The 21,421-nt window shown below is 46.9% G+C and carries 18 protein-coding genes and 1 riboswitch; of the genes, 15 read left to right on the plus strand and 3 right to left on the minus strand.

The annotated features are described in order from the left end of the window. The first annotated feature begins 24 nt into the window (after positions 1 to 24). A complete protein-coding gene (gene ftsZ / locus FTT63_RS02890; protein ID WP_005180810.1) occupies positions 25 to 1,212 on the plus strand; it encodes a cell division protein FtsZ in 1,188 nt (395 codons plus the stop codon). A gap of 124 nt (positions 1,213 to 1,336) precedes the next feature. Further along, complete coding sequence (gene lpxC / locus FTT63_RS02895; RefSeq protein WP_005180809.1) at positions 1,337 to 2,239, plus strand: UDP-3-O-acyl-N-acetylglucosamine deacetylase; 903 nt, start codon at positions 1,337 to 1,339, stop codon at positions 2,237 to 2,239. 97 nt (positions 2,240 to 2,336) lie between these two features. Here the strand turns inward: lpxC and FTT63_RS02900 are convergent, their stop codons facing one another. Beyond that, on the minus strand, positions 2,337 to 2,777 hold the full coding sequence (locus tag FTT63_RS02900; protein ID WP_016658741.1) for a hypothetical protein: 441 nt from the start codon (positions 2,775 to 2,777) through the stop codon (positions 2,337 to 2,339). Between the two features lie 108 nt (positions 2,778 to 2,885). Here FTT63_RS02900 and FTT63_RS02905 point away from each other — a divergent pair, with 108 nt between their 5' ends. The 10 genes from FTT63_RS02905 (at position 2,886) to recJ (ending at position 16,399) form a co-directional block, all read left to right on the plus strand. Beyond that, positions 2,886 to 3,569 carry a M23 family metallopeptidase gene (locus FTT63_RS02905; RefSeq protein ID WP_005180807.1) on the plus strand — a complete coding sequence of 228 codons (684 nt, stop codon included), beginning with the start codon at positions 2,886 to 2,888 and terminating at the stop codon, positions 3,567 to 3,569. 268 nt (positions 3,570 to 3,837) lie between these two features. Further along, on the plus strand, positions 3,838 to 6,540 hold the full coding sequence (gene aceE, locus FTT63_RS02910; protein WP_180191978.1) for a pyruvate dehydrogenase (acetyl-transferring), homodimeric type: 2,703 nt from the start codon (positions 3,838 to 3,840) through the stop codon (positions 6,538 to 6,540). Positions 6,541 to 6,542: 2 nt separating this feature from the next. Further along, entirely contained in the window at positions 6,543 to 8,567 is a 2,025-nt protein-coding gene (locus FTT63_RS02915; protein WP_168381591.1) for a 2-oxo acid dehydrogenase subunit E2, read from the plus strand. A 110-nt stretch (positions 8,568 to 8,677) separates the two neighbouring features. Next, positions 8,678 to 8,818: riboswitch (yybP-ykoY riboswitch) on the plus strand. Between the two features lie 71 nt (positions 8,819 to 8,889). Next, the gene (locus FTT63_RS02920) at positions 8,890 to 9,465 is read left to right on the plus strand and encodes a TMEM165/GDT1 family protein (RefSeq protein ID WP_016658743.1); all 576 of its coding nucleotides are present in this window, start codon (positions 8,890 to 8,892) and stop codon (positions 9,463 to 9,465) included. Between the two features lie 183 nt (positions 9,466 to 9,648). Continuing rightward, a complete protein-coding gene (locus FTT63_RS02925; RefSeq protein ID WP_005180798.1) occupies positions 9,649 to 10,446 on the plus strand; it encodes an MBL fold metallo-hydrolase in 798 nt (265 codons plus the stop codon). Positions 10,447 to 10,551: 105 nt separating this feature from the next. Next, positions 10,552 to 10,917, plus strand: coding sequence for a YkgJ family cysteine cluster protein (locus FTT63_RS02930; RefSeq protein ID WP_075167288.1), 366 nt, complete (start codon positions 10,552 to 10,554; stop codon positions 10,915 to 10,917). A 179-nt stretch (positions 10,918 to 11,096) separates the two neighbouring features. Further along, complete coding sequence (gene guaB / locus FTT63_RS02935) at positions 11,097 to 12,563, plus strand: IMP dehydrogenase (RefSeq protein ID WP_005180795.1); 1,467 nt, start codon at positions 11,097 to 11,099, stop codon at positions 12,561 to 12,563. A gap of 126 nt (positions 12,564 to 12,689) precedes the next feature. Further along, positions 12,690 to 14,027 (plus strand): phosphoglucosamine mutase, encoded by a 1,338-nt coding sequence (glmM, locus tag FTT63_RS02940; protein WP_104471919.1) that lies wholly within the window; start codon positions 12,690 to 12,692, stop codon positions 14,025 to 14,027. Between the two features lie 11 nt (positions 14,028 to 14,038). Continuing rightward, the gene (gene pdxH, locus FTT63_RS02945) at positions 14,039 to 14,695 is read left to right on the plus strand and encodes a pyridoxamine 5'-phosphate oxidase (protein ID WP_005180791.1); all 657 of its coding nucleotides are present in this window, start codon (positions 14,039 to 14,041) and stop codon (positions 14,693 to 14,695) included. After that, positions 14,696 to 16,399, plus strand: a complete 1,704-nt coding sequence (gene recJ / locus FTT63_RS02950) for a single-stranded-DNA-specific exonuclease RecJ (protein ID WP_180191979.1) — start codon at positions 14,696 to 14,698, stop codon at positions 16,397 to 16,399. It begins immediately after the preceding gene. A gap of 44 nt (positions 16,400 to 16,443) precedes the next feature. Here recJ and FTT63_RS02955 read toward each other — a convergent pair whose 3' ends face one another. Together FTT63_RS02955 and FTT63_RS02960 are read right to left on the minus strand one after the other, a co-directional pair. Then, positions 16,444 to 17,277, minus strand: a complete 834-nt coding sequence (locus FTT63_RS02955) for a putative porin (protein ID WP_180191980.1) — start codon at positions 17,275 to 17,277, stop codon at positions 16,444 to 16,446. A gap of 171 nt (positions 17,278 to 17,448) precedes the next feature. Continuing rightward, the gene (locus tag FTT63_RS02960) at positions 17,449 to 18,225 is read right to left on the minus strand and encodes a putative porin (protein ID WP_016658747.1); all 777 of its coding nucleotides are present in this window, start codon (positions 18,223 to 18,225) and stop codon (positions 17,449 to 17,451) included. A gap of 513 nt (positions 18,226 to 18,738) precedes the next feature. On the opposite strand from FTT63_RS02960, the gene prfB reads away from it, so the two are divergent. The 3 genes from prfB to FTT63_RS02975 all read left to right on the plus strand — a co-directional run bounded on the left by prfB (position 18,739) and on the right by FTT63_RS02975 (position 21,391). Continuing rightward, positions 18,739 to 19,834 (plus strand): peptide chain release factor 2 gene (gene prfB / locus FTT63_RS02965; RefSeq protein ID WP_180191981.1). Its coding sequence is split into 2 segments (ribosomal slippage): positions 18,739 to 18,810 and positions 18,812 to 19,834, totalling 1,095 coding nucleotides; the frame shifts between segments, so codons are not numbered across the junction. 146 nt (positions 19,835 to 19,980) lie between these two features. After that, on the plus strand, positions 19,981 to 20,280 hold the full coding sequence (locus FTT63_RS02970) for a helix-turn-helix transcriptional regulator (protein ID WP_005180779.1): 300 nt from the start codon (positions 19,981 to 19,983) through the stop codon (positions 20,278 to 20,280). 25 nt (positions 20,281 to 20,305) lie between these two features. Next, the gene (locus FTT63_RS02975) at positions 20,306 to 21,391 is read left to right on the plus strand and encodes an alkene reductase (RefSeq protein WP_180191982.1); all 1,086 of its coding nucleotides are present in this window, start codon (positions 20,306 to 20,308) and stop codon (positions 21,389 to 21,391) included. Positions 21,392 to 21,421 lie beyond the last annotated feature (30 nt).

Genomic DNA, 21,421 nt, shown 5'->3' on the forward strand with positions numbered 1-21,421 from the left:
TATGAATTAGGAAAGCTAAAGGTCATGGCCTCATTTGAATTTTTTGAAGATGATCAAACCGATAACAACGGTCAAGCCCGTTTCACTGTATTTGGTGTAGGTGGTGCAGGCGGTAACGCCGTACAGCATATGCTGGAATCAGATATCCAGGGTGTGAAATTTGTCTGTGCCAATACTGATAAACAGGCACTGGACCGCATGAATGCACAGTGCAAAATCCAGCTGGGTGAGCAAAGTACCCGTGGTCTGGGCGCAGGTGCTAATCCGCAAGTGGGTCAAACCGCTGCTGAAGAAAGCCGCGAGCTGATTCGCCAGCAGTTAGAAGGCACCGATATGGTGTTTGTGACTGCCGGTATGGGCGGTGGTACCGGTACCGGTGCTGCACCTGTTGTCGCTGAAATTGCCAAAGAAATGGGCATTTTAACTGTCGGTGTCGTAACCACACCGTTTAACTTTGAAGGTAAACGCCGTCTGCAATCTGCGGAAAAAGGCATTGAAGCTTTAGAGCAGCATGTTGATTCCCTGATCATCATTCCAAACCAGCGCTTGTTAAAAGTGTTCCGCGACATTTCCATGAAAGATGCTTATAAAAAGGCAGATGACGTGCTGTTAAATGCCGTGCGCAGTATCTTTGATTTAGTGGTACGTCCGGGTCATATCAACCTTGACTTTGCCGATTTGAAAACGGCCATGAGTACCCGTGGCTATGCCATGATGGGTGTCGGTCTGGGGCGTGGTGAAAACCGTGCCCGTCAGGCAGCAGAGCAGGCGATTCGCAGTCCATTACTCGATAACGTGACCATCATGAATGCCAAAGGTATTCTGATTAACGTGACTGGTGGTGATGACGTGACCTTTGGTGAAATTGAAGAAATTACCGATGTTGTCAACCAGATTGTCGATCTGGATGAAGGTCAGGTATTCTACGGTACCGTATTTGATCCGGATGCGCGTGATGAAATCAGCGTGACCGTAATTGCCACCGGTTTGACCCGTAATTCAGCCGATGCGGTTGAGCCAGTCAAGCGTTCTTCAGTGGTGCAGTCTGCACAGGCAACCGCTCAACAGCCAGTTGAAGAAGATGATGTTCCGGCTATTCAGCGTCAGGCAGAGGCAGCGCCAGCCATCAATGCGACTGCAGGCAGCAGCAATAATTCACGTCCAACGCCAATGAGTATTCAGGAATATCTTAAAAATCAACAACGTAAATAATTTTTACGATATAGATTTTTATTCCAGAACTTGTAAAAGGTAGCCAAATGGCTACCTTTTTGTTTTTTATCAATGGCTAAATATGCTAACGTATAGCGGTTTTATATACAGATGAATTGAGAGCATGTTGAAACAACGTACCCTAGAACGTGTCGTGAAAGCGAGTGGTATAGGTCTGCATAGTGGACAGAAAGTCATGATTAACTTTGTGCCGCACCATGCTGACGGGGGAATCGTGTTTCGCCGTATTGACCTGAATCCACCGGTCGATATTCCGGCCGATGCCATGCTGATTCAGGAAGCCTTTATGTGCTCGAATCTGGTTCAGGACAATGCCAAAGTCGGCACCATTGAACACATTATGAGTGCGCTGGCGGGTCTGGGAATTGATAACCTGATTATCGAGGTATCCGCCTCTGAAGTGCCAATTATGGACGGCAGTGCCGGTCCCTTCATCTATTTATTAATGCAGGGTGGTTTAAAAGAGCAGGATGCGCCAAAAAAATTCATCAAGATTTTAAAACCGGTTGAAGCGCTAATTGATGATAAACGTGCCATCTTCACCCCGCATGACGGTTTCCAGCTCAATTTCACCATCGATTTCGATCATCCCGCCTTTAAAAAAGAATATCAGTCTGCCACCATTGATTTTTCTACCGAAACCTTTGTCTATGAAGTCAGTGAAGCACGCACCTTTGGCTTTATGAAAGATCTGGATTATTTAAAAGCCAACAATCTGGCCTTGGGTGCCAGCCTGGAAAATGCCATTGGGGTCGATGACACTGGTGTGGTCAATGAAGAGGGCCTGCGTTTCTCGGATGAATTTGTTCGTCACAAAATATTAGATGCGGTGGGCGACCTGTATTTGCTCGGTCATCAAATTATTGCGAAATTTGATGGATATAAATCGGGTCATGCACTGAATAACCAGCTCTTGCGGAATGTGCAAAAAGATCCAAGCAGCTATGAAATTGTAACATTTGATGACATCAATCAATGTCCAATTCCGTATGTGAGTGTGACATAAGTCATTGTCTTTCCTTGGTGATGTTATAATGTAACATCTAAAAAAGTGAACTAATTCTCGTTTTTATCGGTTTTGTATTTTTTAGATTGGCGCAATGTTACTTTTTATTGCTTGCCAAACGTAACAAAGCTTGGCTAAGCTTAGGGTCGCTCACAAAGTCAGCAGCACCGCGAAGCATTTCCTGGGTTTCTGTACTGAGTGTTCTTGAAGATTTTTCCTGTTTTGGGGGCGTTTGCAACTGCGGTTTTAACCGGACCTGAATCTTGTGTAAATCTTGAAGTTCTGCCAATTGTGATAGCTGAGCAACATACTGTTTTTGCAAATAGGCCAGTTGACTCACCATCGCCTGATTGGTGCCAGTAATGGTAAGAATCCCTTGCTGATAACAAACAACCTGCCAAAGTTCGGGTTGGGGCAACAAGGGTTGAATAATTTGAGTAAGTTTCTGCCAGGCAGCAACTTGCGTTGAGAGAAACGTTAGGTTTCCTGTTTTTATGTGTTTTCTTGTTTGGCGAAAGACGTTACAAGGTTCGGACATACATATTTCCTTCATGTTTATGTCTTAATCTTATGCGCTCTTTTCAGTGAAGATCAAGGAAGAGATCACCAAGGAACTCTGAGTAAGAACAGTTTTTATGAGGTTTTTATGCATACGCGACGTATTTTATTAGCGTTTTCTTTGGCGGCTTCTGCGGCGTCAGTGGCTTTTGCTGATCTGGTTGACTTAAACAGCCAAAATTCATCGACAGACCGTATTGAAGAATTGACCCGCACCCTGGCACAAGGGACCTATAGCGAGTCACAAGACATCAATATTCCGGCGCAAACTGAAATTAATGTCAAACTGCGTGAAAAAACGGTTGAATTAAACAACGAATCTTTAGCGAAAAAATACGGTTCAGCGTCTTCTGCGAAATCTTATAGCGCTAATCCATATAGCTGGTTAGTGGCGCATCCTTTACCAAATGCCCGTGTAAGCTCAAACTATGGCGGTCGTACCATGAATGGCCGTGCTGAACGTCATTCAGGTTTAGATCTAGCCGCTCCAAGCGGTACACCAATTTATGCCACTGGCCCGGGTATCGTAACTAAATCAGGTTGGGGTACAGGTTATGGTCAATATGTTGAAATTAACCATGGCAATGGCTATTTAACGCGTTACGCTCATGCATCACGCTTAATTGCACGTGTCGGCGACCGTGTTGCTGCAGGTGAGCATATTGCAAACGTAGGCTGTACAGGTCGTTGTACCGGTCCTCATTTACATTATGAAGTAGTAAAAGACGGCGTTCGTAAAAACCCATCAACTTACCTGGCAATGCTGCCTTAATAGCTTGCGGCTTTTGCTCAAAAGGCCTAATTTTTGAGCACGTCATGCATTAAGACCTTATAACGATTATATTATCACTCAAAAGAATATTGTCTGTATATTAAACCGCCGCTATTGGCGGTTTTTTGTTATTTTGGGTAATAAAACATCAATAGATATTTTTTCTCGAAATAGTAGTCTAAAGTCGTATTCACCGATGGCCATACCTGTAGAAAGCAGAAATATGGTACATATAAACCATATAATTAGGATTCAGGAATGACCGACTATGGCGTATTATGGTGATACCGACGCGCAGGAAACTCAAGAGTGGCAGGACGCGTTTGATTCAGTTTTGCAGCACATGGGAACCGAGCGTGCTGCATTTTTATTAGAAAAACTTTATCAACGGGCAATCGCGAAACACGTTCCCATTCAGCGTCTAAATACGCCTTATTTAAATACCATTTCCGTTGAAGAGCAACCACCACTGCCGGGTGATCAGGATATGGAACGTCGTATCCGCGCCCTGATTCGCTGGAATGCACTGGCAATGGTGCTGCGTGCCAACAAAACGGGCGATGACCTTGGTGGTCACCTGGCCAGTTTTGCTTCTTCTGCCACCCTTTATGATGTCGGCTTTAACCATTTCTTCCGTGCCAATAGCGATAACTTTGGCGGCGACATGATCTATTATCAAGGTCACTGTGCTCCGGGTATCTATGCACGTTCTTTCCTTGAAGGCCGTCTGACGGAAGAGCATTTAAATAATTTCCGCCGTGAAGTGGGTGGTAAAGGTCTGCCATCTTACCCACACCCATACCTGATGCCAGACTACTGGCAGTTCCCGACCGTATCCATGGGTCTGGGTCCGATCATGTCAATCTATCAGGCGCATATTCAAAAATACCTGATGAACCGTGGCCTGATCAAAGAAGAAGACCGTAAAGTCTGGGCTTATCTGGGCGATGGCGAGATGGACGAACCGGAAAGCCTGGGTGCAATCTCGCTGGCCGGTCGTGAAAGGCTCGACAACCTGATCTGGGTGGTGAACTGTAACCTGCAGCGTCTGGATGGCCCGGTACGTGGTAACGGTAAAATTATTCAGGAACTGGAATCACTGTTCCGCGGCGCAGGCTGGCGTGTAATTAAAGTGGTCTGGGGCCGTCATTGGGACCCGCTACTGGATAAAGATAAATCTGGCGCGCTGAAAGCAGTGATGGAAGAAGCGGTTGATGGTGACTATCAGCGTTATCAGGTGAAAGGTGGTGCTTACACCCGTGCGCACTTCTTTGGCCGTTATCCGGAAGCTGAAGAGCTGGTGAAAAACTTAAGCGATGAAGATATTGATAATCTGAACCGCGGCGGTCACGACCCGTACAAGGTATTTGCCGCCTATACCGAAGCGACCAAAGCCAAAGGTCAGCCAACCGTGATTCTGGCCAAAACCGTAAAAGGCTATGGTCTGTCTGAAGAAATTGAAGCGGTGAACAAAACTCACCAAATCAAGAAAATGCAGCTTGAATCACTGAAATATGTACGTAACCGTTTCAACTTGCCATTTACCGATGAGCAGCTGGAAGAAGTACCATTCTATCGTCCAAGTGAAAACTCGCCTGAAATTAAATATATGAAGGCGCGTCGTGAAGCACTGGGCGGCTACTTGCCGGCACGTCGTAAAGACAGCGAGTCTCTCGCGATTCCTGAGCTGTCGGTGTTTGATGCAGTGCTAAAAGGTTCAAACGGTAAAGAACAATCGACCACCATGGTGATGGTGCGTCTGATCTCTGCACTGTTAAAAGAAAAAGCCATTAAAGACCGCGTGGTGCCAATTGTTCCAGATGAAGCGCGTACCTTCGGTCTGGAAGGTATGTTCCGTCAACTGGGTATTTATGCCGCACACGGCCAGAAATATACCCCGGAAGACCAGGAACAATTGATGCATTACCGTGAAGCCAAAGACGGTCACATGCTGCAAGAAGGGATTAACGAAGCCGGTGCGATGAGTGCCTGGGCGGCGTTGGCGACCAGTTATTCGACCAATAACCTGCCAATGATTCCGATGTACATGTACTACTCGATGTTTGGTTTCCAGCGGATTGGCGACATTGCCTGGGCAGCCGGTGATGCACAGGCGCAAGGTTTCTTGCTCGGTGCAACCGCAGGCCGTACCACTCTGAATGGTGAAGGTTTACAGCATCAGGACGGTCACTCGCACATTCTGGCCAATACCATTCCAAACTGTGTCTCTTATGACCCATGTTTCGGTTATGAACTGGCGGTTATCGTCCATGACGGTTTACAGCGCATGTATGTCAATCAGGAGCGTGTGTTCTATTACCTGACGGTTATGAACGAGAACTACGAGCATCCTGAAATGCCGCAGGGCGTTGAAGAAGGCATCAAGCGTGGTATGTATCTGCTTGAAGAAGATGAAAAAGCCACGGTTCAGCTTCTTGGTTCAGGTGTAATTCTGCGTGAAGTGATTAAAGCCGCGAAAATCCTGCGTGAGGAATATCAGATTCACTCCAATGTCTACAGCGTGACCAGCTTCAACGAACTGGCACGTGATGGTATGGCATGCGAAGAATACAACCGTCTGCATCCGCTGGCGGAAGAAGCCAAAGAGCCGTGGGTATCGAAACAGCTGCGTGGTACGGATGGTATTGTGGTGTCTGCAACTGACCATATGCGTGCTTATAGCGAACAGATCCGTGCTTATCTGCCAGACAGCCGTCCGTTTGTGGCTCTGGGTACAGATGGTTATGGCCGTTCGGATACGCGTGCCAACCTGCGTAGCTACTTTGGTGTCGATGCCGCGCACATTGTGGTGGCAACCTTGAAGAAACTGGCCGATGAAGGCGAAGTTGATGCGCGTCTGGTCAAAGATGCCATTTCAAGCTTTGAGCTGGATACCGACCGTCCGGTCGCGTGGGCACCACAGGCTACGCCTGAGCTGCACGCTGTGGCTGACTACAAAGAGGAGAACTAATCATGCACATTACGACTCCTGATATTGGTGTAGATAAAGCCACCGTGGCCGAAATTCTGGTCAAGGTCGGCGATAGCATTGCGGTCGATGACAGTATTGTGTTGCTGGAATCCGACAAAGCCTCTGTTGAAGTGCCAAGCACTTCAGCCGGGGTGGTGAAAAGCATTCTGGTCAATCAGGGTGATGAAGTCGCAGAAGGCGCAGTACTGATTGAGCTGGAAGCCGAAGACGGGACCTCACAAACCGTTGAACCACAACTGGCCGATGCACCGCAAAAAACGTCGGAAAATACCCCGACCTCATTGTCTGATCAGGACATTATTGCGGAAGTGAGCAGCCATCAACCTGCGGCAGCCTCGCAAAACCAGACAGCAGCGGCTGGCAGCGCTGTAACCGTTGAAGTGAAAGTGCCGGATATTGGTGTAGAAAAAGCGCTGGTTGGTGAAATTCTGGTTCAGGTCGGCGATCAGATTGATGTCGATCAGAGCATTGTGGTGGTGGAATCGGACAAAGCCACGGTGGAAGTGCCAAGTACGGTATCGGGTACGGTGGCCTCTATTGAGATTCAGGCTGGCGATAGCGTCAAAGAAGGTGTGGTGATTCTGACCGTGGCCACGGCAGAGGCAGCACCAGCAGCTGAACAGTCGCAAGCTCAAGCCGAACAGCAACCCGCTGCTCAGGCGGCGCCTGAAGCCAAAGCTGAACCAGCAGCACCAGCTTCTGCAGCACCGGCGGGTGATGTCGAAGTGAAGGTCCCGGATTTAGGGGTTGATAAAGCCGCGGTTGCAGAAATTCTGGTTCAGGTCGGTGATACGGTCGAAAAAGATCAAAGTATTATTGTGGTGGAATCGGACAAGGCCACGGTTGAAGTGCCAAGTACCGCCGCCGGTGTAATCAAGGCGATTCATGTCGAGCTGGGTCAGAGTGTGTCGGAAGGCATTGCGCTGGTGACCATTGAGGCGGAAGGACAGGCAGCACCTGCACCGCAAGCAGCAGCAAAAGCTGAAGCGCCAGCACAAAAAGCCGCACCTGCTGCGCCAGCCGCACCGGCATCAAGCGCTGTACCGAGCACGCATACTGCAGACAAGCTCACCAAAGAGCAAAATGCAGCGAACTCGAAAGTATATGCTGGTCCTGCAGTGCGTAAACTGGCACGTGAACTGGGTGTCATCCTGGCCGATGTCAAAGCTTCCGGTCCACATGCACGGGTCATGAAAGAAGACCTGGTGGCCTATGTGAAGTCGCGTCTGACAGCACCGCAAACTGCTCCGGCAGCCGCAGCGGTGGCAGCAGCACCATCAGGCTTGCCGAAACTGCCAAGTTTCGATGCGTTTGGTGGTGTGGAAGAGAAAGCTTTAACCCGCTTGCAGCAAGTGTCCATTCCACAGCTGTCTTTAAACAACTACATTCCGCAAGTGACCCAGTTTGATGCAGCAGACATCACTGAACTGGAAGCATGGCGCAATGAGCTGAAAGGCAACTTCAAGAAAGAGGGCATCAGCCTGACCATTATGGCCTTTATCATTAAGGCAGTGGCCTACTTGCTGAAAGAAGAGCGCGAGTTTGCCGGTCATTTGTCTGATGATGGCAAGTCTGTGCTGCTACGTAATGAAATCCATATGGGCATCGCGGTGGCAACACCAGATGGCCTGACGGTACCGGTACTGCGTAATCCAGACCAAAAATCAATTAAGCAAATTGCAGTTGAACTGGGCGAGTTGGGGCAAAAAGCGCGTGACAAGAAGTTGTCACCGAAAGACCTGCAAGGCGCCAACTTTACCATTTCCAGCCTTGGCGCAATTGGTGGTACCGCCTTTACGCCGCTGGTGAACTGGCCGCAAGTGGCAATTCTGGGGATTTCTCCAGCCACCATGCAACCGGTCTGGAATGGCGAAGGCTTTGATCCACGCTTAATGCTACCACTGTCGCTGTCTTATGATCACCGTGTGATTAATGGCGCAGATGCAGCCCGCTTTACCAACAAGCTGACCAAACTGCTCAAAGATATCCGGACTTTGTTAATCTAAAACGCCGCTTGGTGTGTCTCTGTGACAGAGAACACGCAAAGTTGAAAACCCTGCTTCGGCAGGGTTTTTGCGTTTGGTACTTGAGTTTTTTCTGTGGCCGATTACAATAACAGCACTTCATTGGGGAGTAGCCGCTTTTTACGCAAAGTAAAAAGGTGATGGTCAACATATTTGCTCAACAGGGCATGGTCATCATAGCAAAGAACCAAAATGCTTTTCTCAAGCTTTCTTTTGTTGGCAAGACCTTTGATTTATCACTCTGCAGATTTGGCTAGCAGGAGGGATAGGTCATTGGTATGTGTGCTAGCCAGAGAAATCCATCATGTATGAATTCCTGATCTCAACTGCAATTGTCGCTTTGGCCGAAATGGGCGATAAAACCCAGCTGTTGGCCCTGTTACTGGCGGCCCGCTTCCGTAAACCGCTGCCAATTCTGCTGGCGATTCTGGCCGCCACCCTGATCAATCACGGTTTGTCTGCAGCCTTGGGGCAATGGATTACCACCATTTTAAGTCCTGAAATTCTGCGCTGGATTCTGGCACTCGGTTTTATTGGAATGGCGATCTGGATGCTGATTCCGGATCAGCTGGATGATGAAAATGAAAGCATCAACAAATGGCAGAAATACGGAGTGTTTGGTGCCACCTTTATTCTGTTCTTCCTGGCAGAAATTGGTGATAAAACCCAGATTGCAACTGTAGCCCTGGCCGCGCGTTTCGACAGTATTTTCTGGGTGATGATTGGCACCACCTTGGGGATGATGATTGCCAATGCGCCGGCAGTATTTATCGGCAATAAAATGGCAGAGAAATTACCGGTATCCCTGATTCATAAAATTGGCGCGCTGATTTTCCTGATCATTGGGGTGAGTACATTGCTGCAATATTATTTCTTTTAAAGGCTGCTACTGATTTTGGCCCAATCTTCCTGGTTGGGCTTTTTTATGGCCTGAACCTGACCTGTGCTTCTACAAAATAGTTGAAAGTTAAATTGTATATTGATTGTAAGTTGGCGGAATACCCTTTATTTTATAGGGAATTAAAAATTTAATGTAAAGATAAGATTTTTTTGGGGACAAGGTATGGCGTTCGATCGCACCACATCACAAGTATTATTTGATAATGGCACGCATAAATGTATCAGTTTCACCAGTCTGGTCAAAGGTGAGGGTGTACAGGCCAACCAGTTTCTGATTCTGGACAATGACCGTGCCGCGGTTCTGGATCCGGGCGGCGATTTGACTTATGTGCCGCTGACCATGGAACTGAATAAATATACCCGCCTGACCAATCTGGACTATGTGATGGCGTCGCATCAGGACCCGGATATTATTACCTCAATGCCGCGCTGGCTGGTGTATACCGATGCCAAAGTGGTGGCTTCGAAACTGTGGGCGCGTTTCTTGCCACACTTGAACTCGGCCTTTATGAGTGACCGGATGAAAGGCAACTGGCTGGAGCGTCTGATTGAACTGCCTGATCATGGCCAGGTGATTCCACTGGGACAGGCATCCATTGTCGCCATTCCTGCGCACTTCCTGCATTCGGTCGGTAATTTCCAGTTTTATGATCCGGTGGCTAAAATCCTGTTTTCCGGTGATATGGGCGCTTCAATGGTCGAAGATGCGTCCAAGCCGTTAGAAAACTTTGCCGCGCATATTCCAAAAATGAAAGCTTTCCATCAGCGTTATATGTGTGCCAATAAAGTCATCCGTTTATGGGTGAATATGGTGCGTCAAATGGATGTCGAAATGATTGTGCCGCAGCATGGTACCGCGTTTGTAGGCAAGGAGCAGATTAACCAGTTCCTGGACTGGATTGAAACGCTGGAATGCGGTGTCGACCTGATGGATGAGTCGGTATTTACCTGCCCAACTTAAGCTGAAAATCGCGTAAAAAACTGAAAAAATAACTTGAGTGTAAAAACAACATTTTTTATATTTTCTTCCCCAAAAAACTCTTTTTTGATGACGAGAATTTTAACAATGTTGTCTCAAGTTGCTTCCTCAGATGCGTGTCTTAGCTGCGGCGCATGCTGCACCTATTTTAGAGTTTCATTTTACTGGGCAGAAGGCATTCCCATGCCTGAGCATTATACTGAACCGGTAAATGCCCTCTATTCATGCATGAAAGGGACCAATCAGGCCAATCCGCGCTGTATCGCGCTGGAGGGAACGGTCGGACAACAGGTCAGCTGCTCTATGTACGAGCAGCGCAGTTCCAGTTGCAAAGAGGTACAGATTGCCGATGAGCAGTGCAATAAGGCACGCCGTGCGCATAACCTGATTCCTTTAGTGCTGGTCGAAGCGGCCAATGATGGCCAGGACCCGGATTTTGACCGGGTCAGTTAAAGACTTCAGCATCCAGATGCTGTTATCGTAGAAAAGCAGGCCACGGCCTGCTTTTTTCATCAGCAAACTCATCCGAATTGTCAGGATGTGCGGAATAAATAATTATTTATGCAATAACAAATGAAATTTATAGCCAGATTTGTTTATAATAGCGCACGGAAATTACCAGTGAGACTGTTATGTTGACCATCGTTCAAGAAGCGCTAACCTTCGATGATGTCTTATTACTCCCTGCCTACTCAACTGTCCTCCCAAAAGATGTCTCTCTAAAGACACGTTTAACTCGCGGCATTAATCTGAATATTCCTCTTGTGTCTGCAGCCATGGATACGGTGACTGAATCCCGTATGGCCATTGCAATGGCGCAAAATGGCGGTATTGGTATCCTGCATAAAAACATGGATATCGCAGCGCAGGCGGCTGAAGTACGTCGTGTGAAAAAATTTGAAGCCGGTATGGTCAAAGACCCGATCACTGTGACCCCAGAAACCACAGTACGTGAACTGATTGCCTTAACTCAAGCCAACAACATCAGCGGTGTTCCTGTGGTGAAAGATGGCAAAGTGGTGGGCATCGTCACCGGTCGTGATACACGCTTTGAAACCAATCTGGAGCAGCCGGTCAGCAACATCATGACCGGTCAGGACCGTCTGGTGACGGTGCGTGAAGGCGAATCAAAAGAAAATATCCAGGCACTGTTGCAACAGCACCGTATTGAAAAAGTACTGGTGGTGGGTGAGAACAACGAACTGCGTGGTTTAATTACGGTCACCGATTTCCGTAAAGCCGAACTTTATCCAAACAGCTGTAAAGATGACCTCGGTCGTTTACGCGTAGGTGCTGCAGTCGGTACCGGTGTAGAAACCCCAAGCCGTGTAGAAGCGCTGGTTGAAGCTGGTGTGGACGTGATTGTAGTCGATACTGCACACGGTCACTCTGCCGGTGTAATTGAACGCGTACGCTGGGTAAAACAGAACTATCCGCAAGTGCAGGTCATTGGTGGTAACATCGCAACGGGTGATGCTGCGCTTGCGTTATTAGATGCCGGTGCAGATGCAGTGAAAGTCGGTATTGGTCCGGGTTCTATCTGTACCACCCGTATTGTGGCCGGTATTGGTATGCCGCAAATCTCGGCGATTGACTCTGTAGCAAATGCATTAAAAGAACAGATTCCATTGATCGCGGATGGTGGTATCCGTTTCTCTGGCGATATGGCCAAAGCGATTGGCGCAGGTGCCAGCACGATTATGGTCGGTTCACTGCTGGCTGGTACTGAAGAAGCACCGGGCGAAGTTGAATTCTTCCAGGGCCGTTATTACAAGGCTTATCGTGGTATGGGCTCATTGGGTGCCATGGCGGGTGCAACCGGTTCTGCAGACCGTTACTTCCAGGACTCTAAAGCCGGTGCTGAAAAACTGGTGCCAGAAGGTATTGAAGGTCGCGTACCGTACAAAGGCCCAATGGGTAATATCGTGCATCAGATGATGGGTGGTTTACGTTCATCAATGGGTTATACCGGTTCTTCAACCATTGAAGACCTGCGTCAGAATGCCAAATTCGTGAAGATTACTGCAGCCGGTATGTCTGAATCTCACGTGCATGATGTGACCATTACCAAAGAAGCACCGAACTATCGCGTTGGTTGATTTTTGGTAATTCGCCTTATAGAAAAGCCGTCATAAATGTGACGGCTTTTTTAATTTTGGTGTAAAGTAAGCGTGTTGAAACAGGATGATGAAAATCACCATAACCCTATAAGAAGTGAGTAAGACATGAGTTATTTTGGAACCGATGGTATACGTGGCAAGTTTGGGGAGCTTCCAATTACACCAGAGTTTGCATTGAAACTAGGTTTCGCGGCAGGTAAAGTTTTAAAAAAATACAGCAAGAAAAATAAACCGATTGTGGTACTGGGCAAAGATACCCGTCTGTCAGGTTATATTCTGGAATCGGCGTTACAGGCCGGTCTGAACGCTGCCGGCATTTATGTGCATTTACTGGGGCCGCTACCGACCCCCGCGATTGCGCATTTAACCCGTGCCTTACATGCCAGTCTGGGCATTGTCATTTCTGCATCGCATAACCCGTATTTTGATAACGGGATTAAATTCTTCTCCAGCGAAGGCAAAAAACTGCCCGATGAACTGCAGGAAGCGATTAATCAAGAACTCGAAAATGAAATTCAGATTGAAGATAACGCCAATCTGGGTAAAAGCTTCCGCGTTAAAGACTCTGCCGGACGTTATATCGAATTCTGTAAATCGACCTTTCCTTATCACTTTGATCTGAACCATTTAAAAATTGTGGTCGATTGTGCCAATGGTGCAGCCTATAACGTCGGTCCGGCGGTATTTAAAGAACTGGGTGCCAAGGTCATTCCGCTATATAACACCCCAGATGGTCTGAATATTAATGAAGATTGTGGTTCGACCCATCCGGAACAGTTACAGCAGGCGGTGGTAGAACATCAGGCGGATTTGGGCATTGCCTTTGATGGCGATGCTGACCGGGTAATTATGGTCGACAAAAATGGTGAGCAGATCACCGGTGATCATATCCTTTATATTCTGGCGACGCAGGCCAAAAACAAACCGGCAGGTATTGCCGGAACTGTCATGAGCAATATGGCACTGGAACTGGCGTTAGAAAAAGCTGGAGTCGAGTTTGTTCGCGCCAAAGTTGGTGACCGCTATGTGTTGCAGGCGCTTGAGGAAAATGGCTGGAATATCGGCGGTGAGCCATCGGGCCATGTCCTGACTCTGGATAAAAGCACCACTGGTGATGCGATTATTGCCGCATTACAGGTTCTGACCGTCATGGTAGAGCAGGGTAAAGCCCTGCATGAGCTGGTTGCCGATTTTAAACTGTTCCCGCAAGTGTTGGTAAATGTGCGTTTAGAGGCCATGTTTGACCCGTATGCCGTGCCTGCTTTAGTGGAAGAATTTGGCAAAGCAGAAGCACAGCTGCAAGGTCGTGGCCGTATCCTGATTCGTAAGTCAGGCACTGAACCGGTAATTCGTGTAATGGTCGAAGGGGATGACCAGCAGGAAGTGACCGTACTGGCCAACCAGCTGGCCGATGCCGTGCGTCATCATGCGATTGCTGCCTAAGGGGAGTATAGATGTCTGATTTAATTAAAGACTTAAGTGAATTACGTTTAAGCTATCAAAAAGGTGAGCTGCATGAGTCAGCCGCTTTGGCTGATCCGCATCAGCAGTTTTTAAACTGGTTTAATCATGCGCTGGAAATCAAGCTGCATGAACCCTATGCCATGTCTCTGGCTACAGCCAATGCGCAGGGTCGTCCGCATGTGCGTACCGTGCTGCTGCGCGGTGCAACCGAACTTGGTTATGACTTTTATACCAACTATGACAGCCAGAAAGGCACCGACTTACTGGAAAATCCTTATGCGGAATTGCTGTTTTACTGGCCGGAACTGGAACGCCAGATTCGGGTTAGCGGCCGGGTGAGTAAAATTCCGGAGGAAGAGTCGCATCTGTACTATAACAAGCGTCCACGTGACAGCCAGATTGCGGCGCATATCAGTACCCCGCAAAGTGGTGTGATTGCCAGTCGTGAAGCATTGCAACAGCGTTTTGCACAGCTTGCTGCCCAGGTGGGTGAGCAGGATGTACTGAGCAAGCCGGAATTCTGGGGCGGTTATCGTCTGGAACCGGATTATTATGAATTTTGGCAGGGGCGCCCGAATCGTTTACATGACCGTTTAAGTTATGAAAAAACCGATGGGGCATGGACACTGCAACGATTGATGCCTTAAATGTCGAATATACAGATTAAACAACGACCTTTTCTGACACGCCCTGAAAGTTTTCAGGGCGTGACGCCGTTGATTGCCCAGATTTTGGCGCGACGTGGTGTGCAATCCGAGCAGGAACTGGAACTGAAGCTGAAACACTTGCTGGCGCCGACCATGAAAGGGCTGGATCAGGCCATTCAGCTTCTGGATCAGGCCATTGACGAGCACAAAGAGATTGTCATTGTCGGTGATTATGATGCCGATGGTGCCACTAGTACCGCCTTAATGGTACTGGCCTTGCGTGAATTGGGTGCCAAAGTGCAGTATCTGGTGCCGGACCGGTTTAAATATGGGTATGGCCTGACTCCGGCAATTGCCGATCTGGCCTTTACCCGTTTTCAGCCTGATTTATTAATTACCGTTGATAATGGTATTTCCAGTCATGCCGGCGTGGAACAGGCGCAAGCGCATGGTATGCAGGTTATTATTACCGACCATCACCTGACCACCAAAGCTACACCAGCGGCGGATGCGGTAGTCAATCCAAACCAGCTCGGCTGCGAATTTCCAAGTAAAGCACTGGCCGGTGTTGGGGTGGCATTTTATGTCTTGGCCAACCTGTCCAGTTATCGTAAAAAACAAGGCAAATCCAGCAGCAACCTGACCCAATATCTGGATCTGGTGGCTTTGGGCACCTATGCCGATGTGGCCAGTCTGGACTATAACAACCGTATTCTGGTCGATGCTGGACTGAAAAAAATCCAGCAACATCTGTGTCGGCCGGGAATTTCGGCGCTGCTCGATATAGCCGGACGAGAGGCCGCCAGCCTAAAAGCCCAGGATTTAGGTTTTGTCTTGGGACCACGGATTAATGCCGCGGGCCGAATGGAAACCATGGATATTGGTATTGAATGTCTGCTGGCCAATGATGCACAAACTGCTTATCGCTTCGCTGAACAGTTAAACCAGTTAAATGTAGAGCGTCGTCAGGTTGAAGGGCAGATCAAGCAGGAAGCATTGCAGGAACTGGAAAAAATCCAGCTCGATGCTAGCGAACTGCCTGCGGCCTTAATCATGTTTGAGCCGCACTGGCATCAAGGGGTGATTGGTATTGTCGCAGGTCGGCTGAAAGAACAGTTCCATCGCCCGAGTATTGTGTTTGCGGCTGATGAAGATGGTATTCATATTAAAGGGTCGGCACGTTCCATTGATGGTATTCATATCCGTGATGCGATTGAACAGGTAGCCGAGCAGTATCCACATTTGGTCAGCCATTTTGGTGGACATGCAGCTGCGGCCGGACTGACCATTCAAAAAGTTCATTTTCAGGAATTTAGGCAGATTTTTGAACAGCTGATTGCCAGCATGGACCCTGAGCTGTTTCAGGCCACCTTATGGACCGATGGTGAATTGCCGGTAGAGGATTTTCATCTAGAAACTGTGCATACCTTGCAGCACTTGGCGCCGTGGGGGCAGAAATTTCCACCGCCAATTTTTGAGGGGCAATTTCAGATTGTGGATTATCGCTGGTTAAAGGATAGCCATTTAAAGCTGCGTCTGGCTTTAAATAACGGGCAGGTATTAGATGCAATTGCTTTTAGCGCCAAAGATAAATTTGCATTTGACCCGATGCTGGATAGCGTGCATTTGGTCTATGAGCTGGAACGCAATGAATTTAATGGCAATGTCAGCTTACAGCTGCGGATTTTACATTTACAACAATAACAAAACCGCTCAAGTGAGCGGTTTTTTACTTTTAATCTAAAAGATTAGAAGCGGAATGTACCGTTGATACCGATTGAGTCTGCACCATCAGTTGTTGTGTAATTTACACCTGCAGCAATTGCTGGAGTAAAGAATTTTTGAGCACGAACTGAGAATACAGCATCAAAATCATCTAAAGTCGCATCATTCACTGATACACCAACACTTAAGGTTGGATCAATATAAAGATCAGCAGCTACACCATACGCTGTTTCATCACCGAAACCAGCTGCAGCTTCGAAGTTTGCATAATGGTTGCCTACTAAAGTTACATATTTAGCGCGTAGCGTCACAGCAGTATCGTCAGCTAAGGCAGTAGACGTACTCAGAGTATTAATAAAACCTTTTTTAGCTGCTTGTTGAGCATCAATATTTTCTTTTGAAACGCCAGCAGCTAAAAGTAAGCCATTGATAGGTAAATAACCTGCTTCAATAGCATAACCAGTATTGTCATCAGATGCTGTGCCGAACTCTGTTTCTACAGTAACTTCTGTACGATTGATGCTACCTGCAACATAGAATTGAGAATTCGGAATAAAAAATTCACCATTGATACCTACCGTATCAATTTCAAGTTCAGCACCTTCATCTTCAGTGCTAGCATTTGCATACGCTAAACCAATGTTACTTGCTTTACCTAAAAAAGCTGCCTCGGCAAGCGGAGAATTTTTAACTTGAACCCCATTTAAATAGTATTTTCCACCAATAGAAAATGTATCTACATCACCTAAGTTGTCGATATCTGTATTTTCATATCCAGCGTTGATTTCAGCTTGATAAGCGTGTGCAGTTCCTAGGCTGGTAATAAGCGCTGTAGCAAGAGCAAGTTGTTTAAGCATTTAGAGTTCTCTCTTTGTTATAAAAATATGACTGTTTGATGAACAGTTGTAACAAATTGTACAGTTTATATTCGCTCAGTCAATGTGCAAAAACTACCTAAATGCTTCTTATCAGTGCAAAAAACCCATCCGAAGATGGGTTTTTTTACGATTTATGCGTTTCTATACAGATTAGAAGCGGTATTTCGCTGCTACACCAAAGCGGTTGTAGTCGTTGCTACCTGCTTCACCGAAACCGACACGACCTTCAAGGCTGACTTGTGGGGTGAAGAATTTACGGGCATTGATACCAAACTCGCTGTTGTCGTTCAGATCATTGTTGTAATAATCTGCACCGATACTTAGGGTTTTATCAATGTAGTAATCTGCTGCTAAGTTATATTCGTCCAGATCACCGAACGCTGCACCGGCTTCAAGGTTAATGTCTTTACCATTGCTTAAAGTGGTGACATATTTGGCACGTAAGGTAGGGTCTACACCGTCATCATGGTCATTGTCCCAACCTTTTACACCAGCTGCAATTAATAAGCCTGGTGCAGGTAAATAACCCACTTCTGCACCATAGGTGGTCAAGTCATTGTCGAAGTCATCATTGTCTTTTAAATCATGACCATTAACATTACCGCTCAAGTAGAAATCTGAGTTTGGTACAAAGTACTCAGCGCCTACGCCATAACGATGCGCTTCACCATCACCTACTTCATCATATTGATATTGCGCACTTACGTTGCTGGCACGATCAAGGAAGGCTGCTTCTGCCAAAGGCGCATTACGCGTTTGAACAGGGTTAAAGTAATAGGTACCATCTACACCAAAAGAACCACTTGTGCCGCCATGATCTGGATCAATTAATCCTGCAGAAGCACCAATTTCAGCTTGGTATGCATGTGCTGTACCTGCGACTGCGAATACAGATAAAAGTGCTGAAGCAATTGCTAGTTTTTTCATGGATCTTACCCCTCTGAAATCAGGTTGACTGTTTAATTTTTTGTTACAACTTCAGTCTAGGCCAAATAAAATTTTGGTCAATCCAGCAAAAGTTACCGCATTGTTTCAGCTGTAATATTGTGTAATTGATTAATTTTAAGATATTGATAAATAATAGAAAATAATTAATGTTATGTTTTATTAAAAGTATGGAGATTCTGTGAATTTAGGTCAATTTGTATAATTTTTGCGCTGTATTATAAGTTATGATGTGGCTTTGTAAAACCCTTTTGCGAAAGATGAAAAATTTCATTTTTATCAATTCGAAAGCCCAGAACGGGCAATTAAACCGAATTTTAAACGTGGTTTTTTTTGATCTTTCTTCTAGTTTGCTGGGTTCTGTAGGTTCGGTTCATCACGGCCGTCTAAATTTATATCCATCATTTTAGCTGAGCGGATGCAGGCGCCTCTTACTCCTGATAGGCTCTATGCTACAATACACGGGTTTTATCGATATTTTTTGAGAGCATTCACGTGGAAATTAATCCTTATCTAAACCAGCTAAAAGACTTGAACGAACGTGGTCAAACACTACGGGGGTATCTTTGACTACGATCTTAAAAAAGAGCGTTTAGAAGAAGTTCTCCGTGAATTGGAAGATCCGGCCATCTGGAATGACCAAAGTCGTGCTCAGGCCATGGCCAAAGAAAAAGGCGAGCTTGAGAACGTCCTGAATGTATTAGACGGTCTGGCAACACAGCTCGAAGATGCACAGGCGATGCTGGATCTGGCGGTGGAAGCCGATGAAGAAGCCATGCTGGAAGATGTGCAGGCCGAATTGAGCGCCGCTGAAGAAGAGCTGGCAAAACTTGAATTCCGCCGGATGTTTAACAATCCAATGGATCCGAACCCGTGTTATGTGGAAATTCAGGCCGGTTCTGGCGGTACCGAAGCACAGGATTGGGCTTCAATGCTGCTACGTATGTATATGCGCTGGATTGAGCGTCATGGCTTTAAGGCCGAGCTGATGGAAGAATCAGACGGTGATGTGGCCGGGATTAAATCTGCGACTATTCGTGTAGAAGGCGAGTATGCTTATGGCTGGTTGCGGACTGAATCGGGTGTCCATCGTTTGGTGCGTAAGTCACCATTTGACTCGGGTAACCGCCGTCATACGTCATTCTCTGCAGTGTTCGTTTCACCTGAAGTAGATGACAATATTGAAATTGAAATCAATCCGTCAGATGTCCGTACCGATACCTATCGTGCATCGGGTGCTGGTGGTCAGCACATTAACAAAACTGACTCTGCCGTGCGTTTAACCCACATTCCAACCGGTATTGTGGTGGCCTGTCAGAACCAGCGTTCACAACATGCCAACCGTGACCATGCCTGGAAACAGTTACGTGCCAAACTCTATGAACTGGAGATGAACAAACGTAACGAAGCTGCGCAAGCGCTTGAAGATTCCAAGTCAGATATCGGCTGGGGCAGCCAGATCCGTTCTTATGTACTGGATGACTCACGTATCAAAGACTTACGTACTGGTGTTGAAAATTCAAATACAGGTGCAGTTCTGGATGGTGATCTGGATAAATTTATTGAAGCAAGCTTGAAACAAGGCCTGTAAGCAGACCTTTTAACTCTCTGCGTAGCAAAGCAGATACAGTTTGTGACTCTTATATCTAAAATATTCGATATATAAATCGAAAAAATACGATATACTGGGATAAATGCTGCAATCAGCTTTGTTGCGCACGACTATGTGATGTGACTATGGACTTTGATCTGATCTTTAAAGCACTGGCAAATCCCACACGCCGGCAAATTCTGGAATGGTTAAAAACACCAGAGCAGTTTCTGTCTGCCGAAGAATGTGGCGGCTTTCAGCGTGGTGTTTGTGCGGGCCAGATTGAAAAATTAGGGCAAGTTTCGCAGTCTACCATGTCCAATCATTTGTCCGTGTTACAGCAGGCGGGATTAATTACTGCTACTAAACATGGGCAATGGTCATATTTCTCCCGCAACGAAGCTTTGATTCAGCAGTACATCGAACATCTACAACAACACCTCTAAAACATATCTAGAGGTCGGAGTCAGTATGGCTGAATTAAATACCCCCCTGAAACTGGGTGCGCTTGAATTAAAAAACCGTGTCATCATGGCACCTTTAACCCGTAGTCGTGCAACTGATGAGCGTGTCCCAACCGCGATGATGGCTGAGTACTATGCCCAACGTGCAAGTGCAGGCCTGATCATTTCTGAAGCGACAGTTATTTCTGAAGAAGCCAATGGTTACCGCAATACACCTGGTCTATTTACAGATGCACAGGTCGAAGGCTGGAAACTGGTAACCAATGCTGTACATGAGAAGGGTGGTTTAATCGTTGCCCAACTATGGCATGTGGGACGTGTTTCTGATCCAGAGCTGTTAAATGGTGAAACACCGGTATCTGCGAGCTCAGTACAACAGGCCGGTCATGTCAGCCTGTTACGTCCTAAGCGCCCTTATGTTCTTCCACGTCCGCTGGAAATCTCAGAAATTCATGCCATTACCGAGCAATATAAGCAAGCTGCTATTCGTGCCAAAGACGCCGGTTTTGATGGAGTAGAGTTGCATGGCGCCAATGGTTATCTGATTGACCAGTTCCTGCAAACCAAGACCAACAAGCGTGAAGATGAATACGGTGGTTCTGTTGAAAACCGGGTCCGTTTCCTGCTGGAAGTGGTGGATGCCTTGATCGAAGTCTGGGGCGCAGATCGTGTTGGTGTACATCTGGCACCACGTGGTGACGAGCATGACATGGGTGATGATGATCCACGTGAAACATTTGGTTATGCTATGGAGCAGCTGGGCAAACGTCAGATCGCGTTTTTCTTTACCCGTGAATATCTGGCTGAAGACAGCATTTCTGAATATATGAAACAGCGTTCAGGTGGCGTGCCGTATATTGCCAACATGCGCTTGAGCCGTGAGGATGCTATTGAACTTTTAGCCTCAGGTAAAGCAGATGCGGTCTCTTTTGGTAAGGCCTATATTGCCAATCCGGACCTATACGAGCGTCTGTTGCAAGATGCACCGCTGAACGAGCTAAAACTGGAAAATATGATCGGCAGTCAGGCGGCTGAGGGTTATATTGATTACCCGACTTTGGCCGAAGTAAAAGTTTTAAGCACAATAGAATAATCTGAAAATGAGCTACATCGGTTAACATGT

Origin of the sequence: Acinetobacter sp. C15 (assembly GCF_013420645.1) — a bacterium.
In the GTDB taxonomy this organism is placed as follows: Bacteria; Pseudomonadota; Gammaproteobacteria; order Pseudomonadales; family Moraxellaceae; genus Acinetobacter; species Acinetobacter indicus.

Coding starts and splice junctions, on each gene's coding strand:
- ftsZ (WP_005180810.1), top strand. CDS start 25: ATGGCCTCATTTGAATTTTTTGAAGATGATCAAACCGATAACAACGGT.
- lpxC (WP_005180809.1), top strand. CDS start 1,337: ATGTTGAAACAACGTACCCTAGAACGTGTCGTGAAAGCGAGTGGTATA.
- FTT63_RS02900 (WP_016658741.1), bottom strand. CDS start 2,777: ATGTCCGAACCTTGTAACGTCTTTCGCCAAACAAGAAAACACATAAAA.
- FTT63_RS02905 (WP_005180807.1), top strand. CDS start 2,886: ATGCATACGCGACGTATTTTATTAGCGTTTTCTTTGGCGGCTTCTGCG.
- aceE (WP_180191978.1), top strand. CDS start 3,838: ATGGCGTATTATGGTGATACCGACGCGCAGGAAACTCAAGAGTGGCAG.
- FTT63_RS02915 (WP_168381591.1), top strand. CDS start 6,543: ATGCACATTACGACTCCTGATATTGGTGTAGATAAAGCCACCGTGGCC.
- FTT63_RS02920 (WP_016658743.1), top strand. CDS start 8,890: ATGTATGAATTCCTGATCTCAACTGCAATTGTCGCTTTGGCCGAAATG.
- FTT63_RS02925 (WP_005180798.1), top strand. CDS start 9,649: ATGGCGTTCGATCGCACCACATCACAAGTATTATTTGATAATGGCACG.
- FTT63_RS02930 (WP_075167288.1), top strand. CDS start 10,552: ATGTTGTCTCAAGTTGCTTCCTCAGATGCGTGTCTTAGCTGCGGCGCA.
- guaB (WP_005180795.1), top strand. CDS start 11,097: ATGTTGACCATCGTTCAAGAAGCGCTAACCTTCGATGATGTCTTATTA.
- glmM (WP_104471919.1), top strand. CDS start 12,690: ATGAGTTATTTTGGAACCGATGGTATACGTGGCAAGTTTGGGGAGCTT.
- pdxH (WP_005180791.1), top strand. CDS start 14,039: ATGTCTGATTTAATTAAAGACTTAAGTGAATTACGTTTAAGCTATCAA.
- recJ (WP_180191979.1), top strand. CDS start 14,696: ATGTCGAATATACAGATTAAACAACGACCTTTTCTGACACGCCCTGAA.
- FTT63_RS02955 (WP_180191980.1), bottom strand. CDS start 17,277: ATGCTTAAACAACTTGCTCTTGCTACAGCGCTTATTACCAGCCTAGGA.
- FTT63_RS02960 (WP_016658747.1), bottom strand. CDS start 18,225: ATGAAAAAACTAGCAATTGCTTCAGCACTTTTATCTGTATTCGCAGTC.
- FTT63_RS02970 (WP_005180779.1), top strand. CDS start 19,981: ATGGACTTTGATCTGATCTTTAAAGCACTGGCAAATCCCACACGCCGG.
- FTT63_RS02975 (WP_180191982.1), top strand. CDS start 20,306: ATGGCTGAATTAAATACCCCCCTGAAACTGGGTGCGCTTGAATTAAAA.